We start from the raw sequence: 16,761 nt of genomic DNA, 5'->3' as shown, positions 1-16,761 counted from the left end.
TTGACGTACTGGTAGCCGGCGGCCTGCATCCCGTTGGTGTGCATCGCCAGCGCGGTGGCCTTGATCAACGACTCGGAGACGTTACAGCCATAGGCGTTCCAGTCGTTAAACCCCATCTGCGGCGTCAACGCCAAGCCGTTGCTCAGCGCCGCCGCGGGCGGCGCCTCGACGGCCACCCCCGCCAGCGGTGCAGCGGCCAGCGCCACCACGGTGATCAGTGCACGCAGGCGTGCGTGGGTCATCAGTCCTCCTCGACTGCCCGATCCCTGCGGAATCAGAAACAGGGTTCGAATTCGGCAGAACACGGCGGTGCCGACCGGTTCCTTGGTCGCCGGAAAGCTAGACAGCCGCGCCCGGTGTGTCAATGGACTGTTAAATGGACAGGCTGACCCGACATGGCCGAATCCGGCGAAGCAGCTGTTCGAGTCGGGAAAGACGCTTGTATTAGAGCTCTGTTTTGTTGGGAAACAGCGTGGAAGCAGGGCCGGGTCAGCCCGCGGTCGCCAAGGCGAGCGGGAGGACGGCGGTCGCGCCTGCCTGCCGCAGCAGGCGCGCCGTGACGGTGAGCGTCCAACCGGAGTCGACCAGGTCGTCGACCAGCAGCACCGGACCGGGGCACTCCCTGAGCCGATTGGCCAGCTCCGGGCCGATGGCGAAGGCCGCGTGCACCGAACGCAGCCGCCAAGCGCTGTTCGCGCCTCCGCTGTACGGGCCGTCGCCCGCTCGGTCCACCGTGCCGAGGAGCGGCAGTCTGCCGATCTCGGCGACCCGTGCGGCCAGCGAACCAATCAGCTGCGGGTGTCTTCGGGAGCTGATCGAGACGACGCCGGCCGGTCGACCTGCGCCGCTCCATCGGCGGGCCGCGTTCTCGTGCGCGGACCATTCGCGCAGAACGTCGACGACGGCGTTGACGAGCGCGTCGGAGATGGGGCGATCGGGCGCGCTGTGGTCGAACAGGTCGCGCAGCGTCGACCCCCAGCCGAGATCGGTCAGCCGGGCCACCGCTCGGCCCGTCGCGTGCTGCTCCTCTTCTGGGATCTTTCCGCGCAGATCGACGCCGACCGACGGCATGCCGCTGGGCCATTGCCTGCGCGGTTCGATCGGGACGCCGACTCGGTGGCTGTGCGCATCGGCTGCTGCTACTGATGTGGTGGAAGTTTCGGCGGACAGCCGCGATCCGGTGCAGTTGTCGCAGCGCCCGCAGGCCTCGGCGTACGGGTCGTCCAGTTGGCGGCGCAGGAACTCCATCCGGCAGCCATCGGTCGCGGCGTAGTCGAGCATGGCGCGCTGTTCCTTTTCGCGCGCTGCCGCGATCCGGGCGTACCGCTCCTCGTCGTAGGTCCACGGCGCGCCGGTCGCCGCCCAGCCGCCGGAGACGCGCCGCACCGCGCCGTCCGCGTCCAGCACCTTGAGCATGAGTTCCAGCCTGCCCCGGCGCAGTTCGACCTGCGGTTCGATGGCCATGGTGGACAGCGGCTTTGGCGACTGTCCGATCACGGCGAGGACCTGCTCGACCACCGCGCGGGGCGGAAAGGCCAGCGAGTCGAAGTACCGCCAGATCGCCTGGTCCTCGGGACCCGGCAGCAGGATGGCCTCCGCGCGCTCGACGCCGCGGCCGGCCCGCCCGACCTGCTGGTAGTAGGCGATCGGCGAGGAAGGCGCGCCGAGGTGGACGACGAAGCCGAGGTCGGGCTTGTCGAAGCCCATGCCGAGTGCTGATGTCGCCACCAGGGCCTTGATCCGGTTGCCGAGGAGGTCCTCTTCGGCCTCTCGGCGCTGCGCGTCATCGGTGCGGCCGGTATACGCCGCCGCGGTATGGCCGTGCTCCTGGAGGAAGAGCGCGGTCTCCTCGGCCGCGGCCACCGTGAGCGTGTAGATGATCCCGGAGCCCGGCAGTTCAGCGAGGTGGTCGGCGAGCCAGGCGAGGCGGTGCGCCGATGCCGGGGCGTTTGCGCCGCCGGCGGGTGTGCCCGGGGTATTTGTGCCCGGGCGGACCACGGAGAGATGGAGGGATTCGCGGTCGAGGGGGCCGCGCAGGAGCAGCGGTGCCGAGCTGACCTGCGATTCGACTGGGGCCGCTTTGGCGGCGCCGGAGCTTGTGGCGGTGGTGGGAGCGGTGGTGGAGTCGAGGCCGGTGCCTAGTTGTTCGGCTACGTCCGCGGTCACGCGCGCATTGGCGGTGGCCGTGGTGGCCAGCACCGGCAGGCCCGGAGGCAGGTGCGCGATCAGTGTGCGCAGCCGCCGGTAGTCGGGGCGGAAGTCGTGGCCCCAGTCCGAGACGCAGTGCGCCTCGTCCACGACCAGCAGGCCGGTCTCGGCGGCCAGCTTCTCCAGCACGTTGTCCCGGAAGGCCGGGTTGTTCAGCCGCTCCGGGCTGATCAGCAGCAGATCGACTTCACCGAGGCGGATGCGCTCCTCGACCTCGGACCACTCGGTGAGGTTGGCCGAGTTGATCGTCGCGGCGCGAAGCCCGGCGCGTTCGGCCGCGGCGATCTGATTGCGCATCAGGGCAAGCAGTGGCGAGACGATCACGGTTGGCCCGGACCCGCGCGCCCGCAGCAGCGCGGTCGCCGCGAAGTAGACCGCTGACTTGCCCCAGCCGGTACGCTGCACCACCAGGCAGCGCCGCCGATCGGCGACAAGGGCCTCGATCGCCTGCCATTGGTCTTCGCGCAGTCGCGCCTGAGGCCCGGCCAGGGCACGCAGCACCGACTCCGCCTCGGCGCGCAACGCGGCGCGTTCGGGCGCGATGTCCGTGGTCTTGGCCGCGGCATCCCGAGGGCTGGTCGAGTCGGTCTGGTCGATCATGAGTCATTTCTAGCGGATTGCGCCGACAGCCGGTGCGGGAGTTTTCGAAGTTGTGGATAACTCGGTTTGGAGGGCACGAAGGTCGAGGTCCGGGGGTTCGGGAAGCGGAGAGCGGCGAGACAACCGGGGAGGTTGCCTCGCCGCTACAGGATAGGCGGGTTATACGATCATGGGCGTATATAAGACATTTTGAGCGAGCGAGCGGGCAGGTGGAAGGAAGGGCGACTGGGCGGGAAGGAAGGCGAGCGGGAAGGAAGCGCGAGCGGGTGGGCTGGAAGGCGAGCGGGCAGGTGGAAGGAAGGGCGACCGGGCGAGCGGGAAGGAAGGGGAGCGGGAAGGAAGCGCGAGCAGGCGGGCGAGCGGGAAGGAAGGGCGAGGCGGTCGGTCAGTCTGTCAGGAACCGAGGTCGGCCTCGAGGGCCCTGGCCATCGCGGCCTCTCCTTGCGCGTTCGGGTGGAAGGGGGCGGCGGGTGCGAGGGGCACGAGTCCTTCGATCCACTTCGTGCCCGGCGCCTGGCAGACGTCGTGACCGATCGTCGAGGTGTACGTGTCGACGTACTGCGCGTTGTTCGCAGCAGCCTCCTCGGCCAGCATGCTGTTAAGCCGCTTTTCGGTCGACCTCAGGTACGAGACGTCGCCGTACGCGATCGGCTCGAGGGGCCAGCAGCCGTTGCTGTACTCCGGCAGGATGTCCGGGTAGCCCACGACGAGCACCTTGGCGTAAGGCGCACGCTGGTGGATGGCCTGCAGGACGGCACCGACCTTGGGTGCGGTCGCGTCGATCGCGGCGGCCAGCTGGTCCGTGCCGCCCGCGGTGTAGTGCGCTGTGCAGGGCGAGCCGAACGGATTGGTCAGGCTCTCGCCCGCGCAGGTGGCGATGATGCTGATGAAGCCGATGTCGTTGCCGCCGATTCCGAGCGTGACCAGGCCGTCGTCGGAGGTGACGGCGTCGAGCTGCGGTCCGTTGACGACGATCGGGCCGTCGGCCTGAGACTGCGTCATGTCGTCCGTGGTGGCGGCGCCGCAGCTGACGTCTGCGAAGCCTGAGACGCCTTCGGCCGCGGCCGTGAGCGACGGGTAGTTCTGGTCGGAGCGCAGGCAGCCGAGGTTGACCTGGTCCGGGATGAGCGGTCCGGAGACGTACGAGTCGCCGAGAGAGACGTACTTGCCTGGGGGAGCCGCCACGGCGGCGTTGGCGGTCGCGACTGCGAGCAGCAGCGCACCACCCACGGCCACCGTGGCGCGGGCGCGCACGGCGTTGGGCATGGAGAGACTCCGAGCGGGGGAGGGAGGCGAGGTGTGGGTGACGCGGGCGTTTGTGGGTTACCCGCTAGTAGCTGCGCAGCTCCCGTGATAATGAACGCGGTGTTACCTCACGTCAACAAGTCCGCCGCGTCCCACATCCTGCTTGGTTAGGTCTTTACGTGCGGTAACGCGCTTTTGGCGGAGTTTGCGACCGCCCCACTGCGCGCACAAGGCCGCGACGAGCAGCGCTACCGCCACGATCCCGTCGCCCCAGTAGTGGTTGCCGGTCGCCACCACGACGAGGATGGTCATCACCGCGTGCACGATCCCGATGTACCGCCAGCGCGACGTGCTGACCCGGTATACGCACACGGCGACCAGCACGGCCCATCCGACGTGTACCGAGGGCATCGCTGAGAGCTGGTCGGCGCGGAAGCCGGCGACCGTGCCATAGACCGACTGCCCGTACTTCATCGCGGTGTCCACCAGGCCCAGGTTCGGGATCATCCGCGGTGGTGCGACCGGGATCAACTGGATCAGCAGGCAGGAGGCGGTCAGCAGGGCGAGGGTCGTGCGCCAGCGCGGATAAGCGTCGCGGTGCCGGATGAAGAGCCAGAACAGGAACACGATCATCACGGTGAAGTGCATCGTGTCGTAGTACAGGTTCGCCGCCTGCACGATCAGCGGGTGCGGCAGGATCCAGCCCTGCACCGTGCGCTCGCTCAGCAGGTGCGCTGAGCGCTCGGCGTTCCAAATCCACTGCCCGCGCCCGACCGCCGCGTAGGTCCCGTTGCCCGAGAGCGAACCGGCGAACTGCCATAGGGCGTACAAACCGATGATCAGCGCGGCTTCGCGGAGGAACGGCTGTGTGCGCCGAAACGCCTGCCGCCACCGCAGCAGGCCCCAGCCGACGGCCAGCGCCCCGGCGATGACCGTGGCCTGCTGCCACGTCCACATCAGGTTCGGCATATACGGCCATTCTAAAGATCGGCGAACGCGTGACCGAGTGCTCGATACGGCCGTCACACCCGCGGGGAACAGTCTGCCTTATGCGGTACGCGCTATGGCGGGCGGTACAGGCCCGACCCGGTACCTAAGGAGCGGAACCCAGCGCCGGGTCGAGCGCGGACTCCTCCGGCTCCTCGGATTCCGCGGGCTCTGCCGGTTCGATCTGCGGCGGAGCAGCCGGCAACGTGAGGCGGAAGACGGCGCCTTGGCCGGGAGCCGTATGCACCGACGCCGTCCCTCCGTGCGCTTCGGCAATGGCCGCGACGATGGCCAAGCCGAGTCCGGCGCCTCGGTCACCGTTCGAACTGCGGGTACGCGCGGGGTCGGCGCGGTAAAAACGCTCGAATACGTGTGCTGCCGCCTGCTCGGTCAGCCCTGGTCCGGTGTCCGCGACCTCCAGCAGGTATTCGGTCGGCCGTGCGGCGCCCTCTGGGCTTGGGCGCACTCGCACCGAGACGCGCGCGGCGGCGGGCGTGTGGCGCAGCGCGTTGTCGAGCAGGTTGTCCAGCGCCTGACGCAGCCGGGTCTCATCGCCGATGACCACGGGTGCGCCACCCCCGGAAGGCTGCTCGATCCGCAACTCGATCGCCCGGCTCGGTTCCCGCGCCTTCGCCCCAGCGATCGACTCGGCCGCGAGCGCGCCGAGATGGACCTGGTCGCGGGCCAGCGGCCGCTGCTGGTCTAGCCGGGCGAGCATCAGCAGGTCCTCGACGAGCACGCCCATGCGCACCGCCTCCTGCTCGATGCGGCGGATCAGGTCGGGCATGCTACGGGAGTCCGCGGCGCCCTGGCGGTAGAGCTCGGCGAAGCCGCGGATCGAGGTGAGCGGGGTGCGAAGCTCATGGCTGGCGTCGGCGACGAACTGGCGCATGCGCCGCTCCGAGTCGCGGGCCGCGGCCTCGGAGCGCTCGCGCGCGCTGAAAGCGGCCTCGATTTGGCCCAGCATCCCGTTGAGCGCGGCGGACAGCCGTCCGGTCTCGGTTCTCGGATGACCGCCGGGCACCCGGCGCGACAGATCGCCCGCGGAGATCGCCTCGGCCGCGGCCTCGATCTGGGTCAGAGGGCGCAGTGCGGTACGCACGATGATGTAGCCGAGTACCACCAGCGCCGCGCCCACCGCCGAGTCGATGGCGATTTCCAGCCGCGTGAGCTGTGCGACGGTGGAGTCAACGTAGTTGAGGCTGGTCGCGACCAGTACGTATCCGGGCACGGTGATGACCGCCGTAGGCAGGCCCGCGCTCCCTCCCGGCTGCGCACCGTCGCTCAGCGAGTTGCTGTGTTTCGGCGGCGGCGGTGGGACGTGGTACTGCGTAGGGATGACCACCGCTTCCCAACGCAGCGCCGGCTCGCGTTCGTTGGTGAGGATGAACGAATCACCGGATTGCGCGGCTGCCACCAGTTCGTTCAGCGAGGGGAGTTCGGGGAGCACCGCCCGCGCGGTCGGGCCGTTCACCGAGGCGGCACACGAGGCGACGATGCGCGGCTGTCCTTCGGCGCTGATCAGCTCGGTGGCGTTGTCGGTCGGCAGGCCGCCGCAGTTCAGCCCGCTGGTCATCGACTTGTGCTGGTGGGCCTCGGCCACGGCGCTGCCGAACGCGCGCAGCTGCTGGCCGCTTTGGTTGATCAGATAGTCGCGCAGCAGCGAGATGCCGATCACGCCGGTCACCGTGAGGGCCGCGGCGGCCAGCGCGAGCGCGCCGGCAACCAGCCGTGCCCACAGCGGGCTGCGGTTCCACGTCCACCGCACGCCGGAAGCGAGATTGAGTCCTCGGCGCTGCACCGCTCCCGTCCAAGTCCGTCATCTGTGGTCACTGCGTGCCGTCGTCGCTTCAGCCGGTGGCCACGGCCGCGATTGTCCGACCGAATCCTGAAGACTCAGTCTCCCTCATGCGGCTCGCGCAGAATGTACCCGAGCCCGCGCACCGTGTAGATCATCCGTGGCCCCTGGCTCTCCAGCTTGTGCCGCAGGAAGGAGACATACGACTCCACGATGCCGTGCTGACCGGCGAAGTCGTAGTTCCACACCCGGTCCAGGATCTGCGCCTTGGACAGCACCCGGCCGCTGTTGAGCATGAGGTACCGCAGCAGCTTGTACTCCGTCGGCGACAGCTCGATCAGCCTGCCCGCGCGCCGCACCTCGTGCGCGTCCTCGTTGAGCTCCAGATCGCCTACCCGGTACCGGGCTGCGGAGGGCGTATCGCCGCGGGTACGCCGCAGTACCGACCGGATCCGCGCGACCACCTCTTCCAGGCTGAACGGCTTGGTGACATAGTCGTCCCCGCCGAGGGTCAGGCCCGTCACCTTGTCCTGCAGCGCGTCACGCGCGGTCAGGAACAGGATGGGCACCTGCCGGGACTCGCGCAGCCGCCGGGCCACCTGGAATCCGTCCAGGTCGGGCAGCATCACGTCCAGGATCACCAGGTCCGGAGGGTCGCGCTCCGCGCTCTCCAGCGCGTCGCGTCCGCTGGCCGCCGCGACCACCTCGAACCCGGAGAACCGCAGGCTCACCGAGAGCAGTTCGCGGATGTTCGGCTCGTCGTCCACGACGAGCAGGCGCGGGGCGGATTCCTCGGTCATCGGCACGGTGCCGATCCTGCGCTGGGCAACTGAACGTCTGCTGCCTGTTTCCTGAATATGAGCTGTAAGGCGGCGAGAGTCCATAGGGGGATCATCCCTCGTCCCGGGCCCGAATTTCAGGCTCTTTGCAGAAAGCGCCCAGCGCCCTTTCAGACGCCGCATGTCCACTGAGCCTTGGTAACAGCCCGGTCACGAGCGCGGATGGATGAGGTCATGCGGATCCTGGTGTTGGGCGCGGACGGCTACCTCGGCTGGCCCACGGCCCTGTACTTGTCGGACCACGGCCACGAGGTCGCGGTGCTCGACAACTTCGCCCGGCGCGGGTACGACACCGAGCTCGGCGTGCGCAGCCTGGTGCCCATCGAGTCCTTCGCAGACCGGGTCGAGGCCTGGCGGCAGGTGTCCGGCAAGCGGCTGACCTCGTACGTCGGCGACCTGACCGACCCCGAGTTCACCAAGGCGACGATAGCCGGCTTCCGGCCAGACGCCGTCGTGCACTTCGCCGAGCAGCGGGCCGCGCCGTACTCGATGATCGACCAGGCGCACGCGGTCTACACGCAGACCAACAACGTCGTCGGCACGCTGAACCTGCTCTACGCGATCGCCGAGACCGATCCCGCCATCCACCTGGTCAAGCTCGGCACGATGGGCGAGTACGGCACGCCGAACATCGACATCGAAGAGGGCTGGCTGGAGATCACCCACAACGGGCGCACCGACCGGATGCTCTACCCGAAGCGGCCCGGCTCCTTCTACCACCTGTCCAAGGTGCACGACAGCCACAACATCGAGTTCGCCTGCCGGATCTGGGGCCTGCGCGCCACCGACCTCAACCAGGGCGTCGTCTACGGGCAGCAGACCCCGCAGACCGTGCTCGACCCGAGGCTGGCCACCCGCTTCGACTATGACGCGGTGTTCGGCACCGTGCTCAACCGCTTCGTCATCCAGGCGGTGCTCGGCCACCCGCTGACCGTGTACGGCACCGGCGGGCAGACCCGCGGGCTGATCGACATCCGGGACACCGCGGAATGTATCCGGATCGCCTGTGAGAACCCAGCCGCGGCCGGAGAGTTCCGAGTGTTCAACCAGATGACGCAGTCGCTCTCGGTCGAACAGATCGCCAAGACGGTGGCCGCAGCGTACCCGGGAGACGTCCAAGTCGAGTACCTGGACAACCCGCGCGTCGAGTCCGAGAACCACTACTACAACGCGGTGCACACCAGCCTGGAGAAGCTCGGCCTGCAACCGCATCTGCTCTCCGACACACTGATCGAGTCGCTGTTCGACGTCGTCGAGCAGAACCGGGACCGGATCGAGCTCGACGCGATGCGCCCGGTCGTGCACTGGCGCAGGCAGAGCAACCCGTCCTCGGCCGTCGCCGTCGCGCAGTGAGCGCGCCGATGACCGAGGCGGCAGCGACGCAATCCGCGGATGGTCAGCTCGCCGGGCAGCGCATCCTGGTCACCGGCGGCGCGGGCTTCATCGGACGGCATGTCACCCGCACGCTGGCGCGGGCCGGGGCGACCGTGATCGTCGCGGACCGGCATCCGGGCGACGTGCCGCAGGGCTGCGAGGCGCTGACCGGCGACCTGCGCGACCCCGCGTTCCGCGAGGCGGCGGTAACCCCCGGGCTCGACGGGATCGTCCACCTCGCGGCCGCGACCTCGGTGCTGGCCTCGATGCGCGATCCGGCCGGAGTGCACGACTTGAACGTCACTGCCACGGCCGGGCTGCTGGAACTGGCGCGGCTGCACAACGTGCCGCGGTTCCTGCTCGCCTCGACCAATGCCGTGGTCGGGGACGTGGGCACGGCGACGATCGACGAGTCATCGCCGCTGCGGCCGCTCACGCCCTACGGCGCCTCCAAGGCGGCCTGCGAGATGCTGCTGTCCGGCTACGCGGGCGCGTACGGCATGGCCACCTGCGCGCTGCGGTTCACCAATGTCTATGGTCCGGGCATGGCGCACAAGGACAGCTTCGTGCCTCGGCTCATGCGCGCCGCCCGCGACGGCGAGACGGTCCGCATCTACGGCGACGGCAAGCAGTCGCGTGACCTCGTGCATGTCGAGGACGTGGCGCGCGGCGTGCTCACCGCCTGGACCCAGCAGGCCCTCGGCCCGCTGGTGATCGGCGCCGGCCGGTCGGTCAGCGTCCTGGAACTGGTGCGCGCGGCCCGCGCGGCCACCGGAACCGAACTGCCCGCCGAGCACATCCCGGCCCAGACCGGCGAGATGCCGGCCGTCGTGGTCAGCATCGCCCGCGCCCGCTCGCTCGGATACGAGCCGCAGGTCACCCTGGAGGACGGCCTGGCCGGGGTCTGGCAGGACTTCCGCGGGCAGCGGCCGTGACCGGAGCGGCGGCGGCATCCGCACGGCCGGGCCGCCGAGCCGGCCGGCTGCCGCCCTGGGCGCAGTCACCCGCCGGGCTGTGGCCGCCGCTGCGCGCGTGGACGGCGGCGGCTCCGCGCCGCCTGCTGCGAGCCGCGCCGGAGCACTGGTTCTTCACGCTGCTCTTCGTCGCCGGAGCCATCGGCCGGCTGCTGGCGTTGCAGGCCTACCGGCCGCTGCTGACCAACCTCGACTCCTTCTGGTACGTCGGCAACAGCACCGACCTGCTGCCCCAGGGCGAGGACCCGATGGGCTACTCGCTGGTCATCAAGGTCTTCCTGGCGCTGGCCAACCTGTTCACCCTCGCCGTCTTCCAGCACCTGCTCGGCCTGGCGGCGGGGCTGGGCGTGTACGCGCTGCTGCGACGCTGCGGCGCTCCGAAGACCCTCGCGGCCGTGGCCGCCGCGCCGATCCTCCTCGACGCCTACCAGTGGCAGATGGAGGAGTACCTGCTCAGCGACTCGATCTTCCTCGGCATGGTCACCGGCGCGCTGTTGCTGCTGGCCTGGCGCAGGAAGACGGGCGCCAAGAGCATTGTCGCGGCCGGGCTGATCCTCGGCATGAGCGTCGCGGTGCGGTCCATCGGCGAGGTCACGATCGTGCCCGCATTGCTGTATGTGCTGTGGGTCAGCGGACCGCGCTGGAGGCCGCGGCTGCGGTCAACCGCGTTGCTGCTCGCCGGGTTCCTGCTGCCGGTGTTGCTCTACGCCTGGGACATGGACGTGTACACCGGTCAGTTCACGCCCAACTCACCGACCGGCGCGGCGATGCTCTACGGCCGGGCGGCGACCGTCGCGAACTGCGCGGCGATGCCCGCGGACCTCGCCGCGATCTGCCCCTCCGAAACGGTCGCGCAGCGCGAGAGCACCGGCCCTGACTTCTACGACAACAATCCCGGCTCCCCGCTGGCCAAACTGGCGAACGACCCGAACGCGCCCGCGCTCGAGCACCGCTTCGCCAGCTATGTGATCGAGCATCAGCCGCTCGATTTCGCCGGCGCCGTCGGCCGCGACTTCCTCGCGCTGTTCCTCTCGCCGCGACAAGACGTGCCCGGCGCCACCCCGATCGCCCGCTGGCAGTTCTTCACCACCTACCCGGTCTGGGCCGACGACCGGACGCCGGCCGCGCTGTTCGGCAGCATCGGTGAACAGTCGGCCTACGCAAACGGCACGCTCGCGCAGGGTCTGCTGGATTATCAGCTCAACGGCGGTTACACCCCGGGCTACTTCTTCGGCGCCGCGCTTCTGGCCGGACTGGCCGGGGCGGCCGGCGTCACTCGCCGCGCTCGCCGCAGCCCGCTGCGCCCGGCCTGCTTCCTTTTCACGGCCTCCGGCTTGGCGCTGCTGCTCGGCGCCGACCTGTTCGAGTACTCCTGGCGCTACCAGCTGCCCGCGCTCACCCTGCTCCCACTGGGCGGGGCGCTCGGACTCATGGCGCTGCTCGGGCTGGACAAGCGGCCACGGCCGCTGCTGGCCGCCTACCCCGATCCGACGGACGCGCAGGCCGCGGCCGACTTCCACGAGCGTTATGGCGCGCAGCCGGTCCTCGCGCCCGTGGTCATCGTGATCGCCGCCTACAACGAGGCGGAGGCCATCGGCCCGGTACTGGAGACGCTGCCGACCGAGTGCGAGGGGATGCAGGTAGTGCCGCTCGTCGTCGTCGACGGCGCGACGGACGAGACCGCCGAGATCGCGCTCAAGTACGGCGCGTACACCTGCGTCGCTGCGGAGAACCGCGGCCAGGGTGCCGCGCTGCGGCTCGGCTACCGGCTCGCGCACGAAGCCGGCGCGCAGTACATCGTCACCACCGACGCCGACGGACAGTACGACAACACGCAACTGCCGCAACTGCTCGCGCCGCTGCTCGACGGCAGCGCCGACTTCGTGACCGGATCACGCGTCCTCGGCAGCCATCAGACCCGCGATCCGGTGCGCCAGCTCGGCTGCCGGGTCTTCGCCTTCATCGTCAGCAGGCTGATGCACACGCGGGTGACCGACACGTCCTTCGGCTTCCGCGCCATGCGCGCCGGCGTCCCGGCCGCGCTCACCCTCGAACAGCCGCAGTACCAGTCCTCCGAGCTGCTGATCAGCGTGCTGGCCGCAGGGCACCGGGTCGCCGAGGTGCCGATGACGATCCGTCAGCGCGGCGGCGGGCAGACGAAGAAGGGCGGGAACCTGGTCTACGGGTTCCGGTACGCGCGCGTCGTCCTGCGCACCTGGTGGCGCGAACGCCACCGCGCCGCTCAGCCCGACTCGGTGGCCGGCACCGCGGCGGCTGCGGAGCAGGAGCGTTTGGCGGAGAACACCCAACCGTCGAAGAGCACGAACTTGATCACGAAGACCAGGCCGTAGGCGGCCAGGTACACCACGCCGAGCAGGAACGAGCGCTCGCCGCGATCGCTGACCGCGTGCCGCACCACCCCGTCCGCGGCGGTGGTCGCGGCGATCGCGAGCGCGGCCGTGCCCAGCGTGATCACCCAGTAGGGGAGCAGTTCGCGCAGCACCGGCGGGCGGTCGCGCTCGCGCCAGGCCCAGCGCCGGTTGAGCAGGTAGTTGGGCACCGCCCCGGCCACCCAGGCCACCAGGGAGGCCGCCTGCGGCCCAAGGCCGAGCAGGCCGTACCCGGCCACCAGCACGACTTCGCTGCATCCGGTCGCGACCAGCGAACCCGCGGCGTACCGCAGGAACGTGCGCCAACGCCGGGACGAGGTCACGGATCTGAGAATCGACACGCTGCTCCTTTCCCGGCGACGGTAGCCGGTCAGCCTGAACGTAACCTCCAAATCCGCGATCAATACGATTAACTGGCTGTTCGCCATGGCCGACTAGACTCGCCGATCATGCGCTTCGAGGTAGACGCCCTGCTGTTCGACATGGACGGGACACTGGTCGACTCGACGGCTTCGGTGCTGCGCGGCTGGCAGACCGTGGCGGCCGAGTTCCCGATTCCGCCCGACCTGTTCGCAGTGGTGCCCAGGCACGGACGCCCGGCCGTGGAGATCCTGGCCGATCTGCTGCCCGCCGAGCTGATCCCGGCGGCCGCCGAGCGCCTGGACGAGCTGGAGCGGACCGACACTGGCGACGTCGTCCTGCTGCCGGGCGCGGCCCGGCTGCTGGCCGCGGCGCCCGCGGGACGCTGGGCCGTGGTCACCTCGGCCGGTCGGCAGCTGGCCCGGGTCCGGCTCGGCGCGGCTGGAGTGGACATCGGCGGAGTGAGTGCTGCCGGAGTGGGCTCGGCCGGGTTGGGCACTGCTGACCCGGACGCGGCTGGGGTGGGCATTGTTGGAGTGGACGGGCCGGTGCTGGTCACTATCGACGATGTGAGCCGCGGTAAGCCGGACCCCGAGCCGTTCCTGCTCGGCGCCAAGCTGCTGGGCGTGCCGCCGGAGCGCTGCCTGGTCTTCGAGGACGCTCCGGCCGGGCTCGCCGCCGCCCGCGCCGCCGGAGCGGCGACGGTGGCCGTCGCCACGACGCACGCCGCCGACGAGCTGGACGCCGACGTGGTCGTTCCGGACCTCAGCGCGGTGCGAATAGCCGGAGTGACCGCACCAGAAGGCGGCGAGGACGGCGAGAGGGGCGAGAGCGGCGCAGCTGGCCGGATCGTCGTCATCGTCGACTGACTGAGCGCGCCGCTGCTGCCGGAAGTCGATTGCCGGAAGCTGGCCGCCGGGAGCCGGCTGCTGGGAGCCGGCTGCTAGAGGCCGACTGCCGGAAGCTGGCCGCCGGGAAGCTGGCCCCCAAGCGGCCACTCCTAGGCGACTGCCGCTGGCTCGGTCTCGCGCCGCCGGCGCCGGTTCCACCAGACCTCGCCGAGCACGACGGCGATCAGACCGAACACGGTCACCCCGGTGAGCGTGTACGCGATCGTGCCGCGCGGAGCGGAGAAGTGCAGGGCGACCGTGTGGGTACCGGCCGGGACCGCCACCGCCACCACGCCTTCGTCGGCGGAGACCAGCGGCGCCTTCTTGCCGTCCAGCGTGGCCGTCCAGCCCACCTGATCGGCGTCCGCGACCACCAGGTAACCGAGGCCCTGCGCGTTCACCGTGGTCGAGATCGTGTCCAGGCCGTCCTCGTTCACGTGCACCGTGCCAGGCTGCCCCGACGCCGCCGGGCCGGAGCTGGACAACACCACCGTGTCGCCGTCCACCTGCCCGTTGGCGAGCATCTGCACCCGGTTGTACTCGCCGGTGACGAGCTCGCTGTGCGATGCCCAGCGGATGCGCGGCAGCGCGGTCAGCCGCTCGTAGATCGCGTTCGTCCCGACGTGCACCAGCCGCAGCCCGTCGTCGGCGCCGGCGATCGCGGTCAGCGCCGGGGTGGTGCCGTTCTTCGCGGCGATGGTCAGCGGGTCCTTCGCGTGCAAGGTCAGGGTCGCGGTCAGCTGCGCCCCGGCGGCCACCGCGTCGGCCGTCACCGGGACCGTGAAGTCGCCGTTCGGGTCGGTGGGGTCGATGGTGCCGGTCAGCCGCTTCGAGTCGGCGATCTGCGTCCCGTTCGCGTCGTGGATCGCGACCTCGATCCAGCTGTTCGGGTCCTGCGCGCTCAGCGAGTCCGCGACGGCACCCTGGATCAGGATGCCCACCCCGCGCAGCGGACCGGTGATCGGCACCGGCGCGGTCACCGGCCGCCCCGGCTGCAGGGTCAGCTGCGTGCCGTCGCCCTGGGCCGGGGTCTCGGTGCCGAGCACCGGATCGCTCAGCTCGGTGACGAAGTACTTCGTGCCGAGCAGGTCGAGGATCGGGCTGGTCGCGGTGGCGTGCGAGGCCGCGAAGTCGATGTACGTCGTGAACGGCACCGAGTCGCCGGGCACGCCCTTGACCAGCGCGGTGAAGTTCTGGTTGATGAAGGCGTGTCCGTTGACCGAGCGCAGGCCGTACGCCACGTTCGTGCCGAAGATCATGCCCGTCTCGCTGGACGCGAAGCGCTGCTCGCCCAGGTTCGCGGCGAGGAACGAGTGCGTGTCCGTCACCGGGTAGAACGTGTCCTTCGGCGAATTCGGACTGTACAGCGACACGAAGCTGCCGCTCTGCACCGCGATGAGCACCGGGAGCACGGCCGCGGCGGCGAACCTGGCCTTGCGCCACACCCGGTCGTAGTCCGGGGCGGTCATGCGCCGCGCGGCGAGCCTCAGTACCACCACGCACGCGACCGCCGCGGCCACCAGCACCAAGCCCTTGCCGAGCTCCCGCCAGTAGAGCCCGACCACGTCGGTCTGGTCGTTCTGCTGCCGCAACAGCGCCTGCTCCGCGCTGGCATGGTGCTCACCCCACCACACCAACAGGCCACCGAACGCCGCGGTCACCACACCCAGCCCGGCCGCCCACCAGGTCGCCGCGCGCGGCCGCCCTGCCGTCCGCTGCGCGCGGCGGCGCAGCAGCAGCTCGAAGCCGATGCCCGCGAGCACCGCGACCACGAAGCCGAACACGCTGCGGGAGCGGCCGATGTAGTTGATCGCGAACAGCGACTGCAACCCCGGAGTGTTCTGCAGCACGCCCAGCGGCCAGCCGCCGACGTAGATCAGCTCGCCCCAGACCAGTGCGGCCGCCGCGAAGAACACCCACACCGCGCGTGGCAGCATCGCCCGGCCGGCGCGCGGCAGGGCGAAAGCCACCAGGGCCAGCACCACCGCGCCGGCGCTGAGGTACCCGATGTACTCGATGAAGTTGAAGCCCAGGTAGAACAGCGGCGGCCGAGCCGGATCCGCCGTGCCGAAGGCCCAGGGCGCGAACGAGGTGAGCAGAGCCGTCACGTCAATGTGCTGGGTGGCGTCCTGCGCGCGGTTCGCGGTGTACCAGGTGTGCAGGAAAGCGGAGAACGGAAGCAGCTGGAAGGCGGCGAGGCCCAGCCCGGCCGCGGCGCCCAATCCGGCTCCGGCCGCCGGCCGCCAGGCCCGGCGCAGCTGGCCGCGGTTCTCGGCGACGATCCGGACCACCAGGTAGGCCGCCGCCGTCACCAGCGCGTATCCGGCCACCGAGGGGAAACCGCCGAGCAGCAGCGAAGCGACCGGCAGCGAGATCAGCGCGGCGTCTCTCAGCCGGCGTTCCTGCAGATACCGCTCGATGGTCCAGAACAGCGCCGGGATGAGCGAGGCCACCCTGGTCTGCGGGAAGTTGAGCCAGGCCACCATGAAACCGCTGGTCGCGAAGACCATCCCGGCGGTCAGCGCGGCCGGCCGGGAGAGCCCGAGCCGGCGCAGGAACAGCATGCAGCCGCCGACCGCGACGATGATCTCAAGCAACCGCTCGTAGGCCGGAGCGAGCCAGACCGGCAGCACGTAGTAGACGACGCTCAGCGGCGAGGCCATCGCATAGTTCGGCGTCGACGCTAGTGGCACACCGCCGCTCATGTACGGATCCCACTGACCGTTCGTGAGCCCGTGCGTCAATGCCTGCTTATACAGGATGATGCTGGGAAACTCCGAGGTGAACGTGTCGTCCAAGTACATGTTGCTGGTGGTGCTGTCCGCGAAACCGGACTCCGCGTAGGGGCTGAACGTCACCATCTTGTCCGTGGTGGTCAGCGATCCATTGCCGATCAGCGGCGTGCCGATGCCCCAGAGCGCGAACAGGGCGACCGCGAGGAACGAGACGATGGTGAGCGCCCGCGGGCGCCGGCCATGGCGTGTCGCGGCCTTCACGTCCGGATCCTGCGATCCCGTCCCCGAGCCGTGAGCGGTCACAATCTGCGCGGATTCCTCCTCCGAAACCACCGGCGCGGCGGTGGAGTCCTCGGTAGTT

General features: G+C 70.0%; 11 protein-coding genes and 1 pseudogene. 4 read left to right on the top strand and 8 right to left on the bottom strand.

The genetic code is table 11. The features are described 5' to 3' along the window. From VFA06_RS00370 to VFA06_RS00345, 6 genes and pseudogenes are all read right to left on the bottom strand, one after another. Positions 1 to 242: pseudogene (locus VFA06_RS00370) on the bottom strand (alpha-galactosidase); the annotation flags it as partial. 247 nt (positions 243 to 489) lie between these two features. Further along, complete coding sequence (locus VFA06_RS00365) at positions 490 to 2,808, bottom strand: RecQ family ATP-dependent DNA helicase (RefSeq protein ID WP_324838288.1); 2,319 nt, start codon at positions 2,806 to 2,808, stop codon at positions 490 to 492. Between the two features lie 393 nt (positions 2,809 to 3,201). Next, on the bottom strand, positions 3,202 to 4,074 hold the full coding sequence (locus VFA06_RS00360) for an SGNH/GDSL hydrolase family protein (RefSeq protein WP_324838287.1): 873 nt from the start codon (positions 4,072 to 4,074) through the stop codon (positions 3,202 to 3,204). 102 nt (positions 4,075 to 4,176) lie between these two features. Then, a complete protein-coding gene (locus tag VFA06_RS00355; protein WP_324838286.1) occupies positions 4,177 to 5,022 on the bottom strand; it encodes a phosphatase PAP2 family protein in 846 nt (281 codons plus the stop codon). A gap of 124 nt (positions 5,023 to 5,146) precedes the next feature. Beyond that, entirely contained in the window at positions 5,147 to 6,808 is a 1,662-nt protein-coding gene (locus VFA06_RS00350) for a HAMP domain-containing sensor histidine kinase (RefSeq protein WP_324838285.1), read from the bottom strand. 128 nt (positions 6,809 to 6,936) lie between these two features. Next, entirely contained in the window at positions 6,937 to 7,638 is a 702-nt protein-coding gene (locus VFA06_RS00345; RefSeq protein WP_324838284.1) for a response regulator transcription factor, read from the bottom strand. Positions 7,639 to 7,851: 213 nt separating this feature from the next. On the opposite strand from VFA06_RS00345, the gene VFA06_RS00340 reads away from it, so the two are divergent. The 3 genes from VFA06_RS00340 to VFA06_RS00330 are packed head-to-tail and all read left to right on the top strand — an operon-like array spanning position 7,852 to position 12,376. Then, positions 7,852 to 9,030 (top strand): NAD-dependent epimerase/dehydratase family protein, encoded by a 1,179-nt coding sequence (locus tag VFA06_RS00340; protein WP_349259993.1) that lies wholly within the window; start codon positions 7,852 to 7,854, stop codon positions 9,028 to 9,030. A gap of 8 nt (positions 9,031 to 9,038) precedes the next feature. Next, positions 9,039 to 9,986 carry an NAD-dependent epimerase/dehydratase family protein gene (locus VFA06_RS00335; protein WP_324838282.1) on the top strand — a complete coding sequence of 316 codons (948 nt, stop codon included), beginning with the start codon at positions 9,039 to 9,041 and terminating at the stop codon, positions 9,984 to 9,986. Continuing rightward, positions 9,983 to 12,376: a glycosyltransferase gene (locus tag VFA06_RS00330; protein WP_324838281.1), complete on the top strand. Its 2,394-nt coding sequence runs from the start codon at positions 9,983 to 9,985 to the stop codon at positions 12,374 to 12,376. Before VFA06_RS00335 ends, VFA06_RS00330 begins: the two co-directional genes overlap by 4 nt. Here VFA06_RS00330 and VFA06_RS00325 read toward each other — a convergent pair. After that, entirely contained in the window at positions 12,268 to 12,756 is a 489-nt protein-coding gene (locus VFA06_RS00325; RefSeq protein ID WP_324838280.1) for a GtrA family protein, read from the bottom strand. The two genes, VFA06_RS00330 and VFA06_RS00325, sit on opposite strands and share 109 nt — an antisense overlap. 108 nt (positions 12,757 to 12,864) lie before the next feature. Here VFA06_RS00325 and VFA06_RS00320 point away from each other — a divergent pair, with 108 nt between their 5' ends. Then, positions 12,865 to 13,644, top strand: a complete 780-nt coding sequence (locus VFA06_RS00320) for an HAD-IA family hydrolase (protein WP_324838279.1) — start codon at positions 12,865 to 12,867, stop codon at positions 13,642 to 13,644. Positions 13,645 to 13,775: 131 nt separating this feature from the next. On the opposite strand, the gene VFA06_RS00315 is transcribed toward VFA06_RS00320, so the two are convergent. Next, entirely contained in the window at positions 13,776 to 16,661 is a 2,886-nt protein-coding gene (locus tag VFA06_RS00315) for a hypothetical protein (protein WP_324838278.1), read from the bottom strand. Between the last annotated feature and the right edge of the window lie 100 nt (positions 16,662 to 16,761).

This window comes from Actinocrinis sp. (assembly GCF_035653575.1).
Taxonomy (GTDB): domain Bacteria; phylum Actinomycetota; class Actinomycetes; order Streptomycetales; family Catenulisporaceae; genus Actinocrinis.
The sequence above is the reverse complement of the archived record's forward strand: the minus strand, read 5'-3'. Positions and strand labels throughout refer to the sequence as shown.

Excerpts from the sequence above, each read along its gene's own strand:
- VFA06_RS00365 (WP_324838288.1), bottom strand. The coding sequence starts at position 2,808 with ATGATCGACCAGACCGACTCGACCAGCCCTCGGGATGCCGCGGCCAAG.
- VFA06_RS00340 (WP_349259993.1), top strand. The coding sequence starts at position 7,852 with ATGCGGATCCTGGTGTTGGGCGCGGACGGCTACCTCGGCTGGCCCACG.
- VFA06_RS00345 (WP_324838284.1), bottom strand. The coding sequence starts at position 7,638 with ATGACCGAGGAATCCGCCCCGCGCCTGCTCGTCGTGGACGACGAGCCG.
- VFA06_RS00320 (WP_324838279.1), top strand. The coding sequence starts at position 12,865 with ATGCGCTTCGAGGTAGACGCCCTGCTGTTCGACATGGACGGGACACTG.
- VFA06_RS00355 (WP_324838286.1), bottom strand. The coding sequence starts at position 5,022 with ATGCCGAACCTGATGTGGACGTGGCAGCAGGCCACGGTCATCGCCGGG.
- VFA06_RS00335 (WP_324838282.1), top strand. The coding sequence starts at position 9,039 with ATGACCGAGGCGGCAGCGACGCAATCCGCGGATGGTCAGCTCGCCGGG.
- VFA06_RS00360 (WP_324838287.1), bottom strand. The coding sequence starts at position 4,074 with ATGCCCAACGCCGTGCGCGCCCGCGCCACGGTGGCCGTGGGTGGTGCG.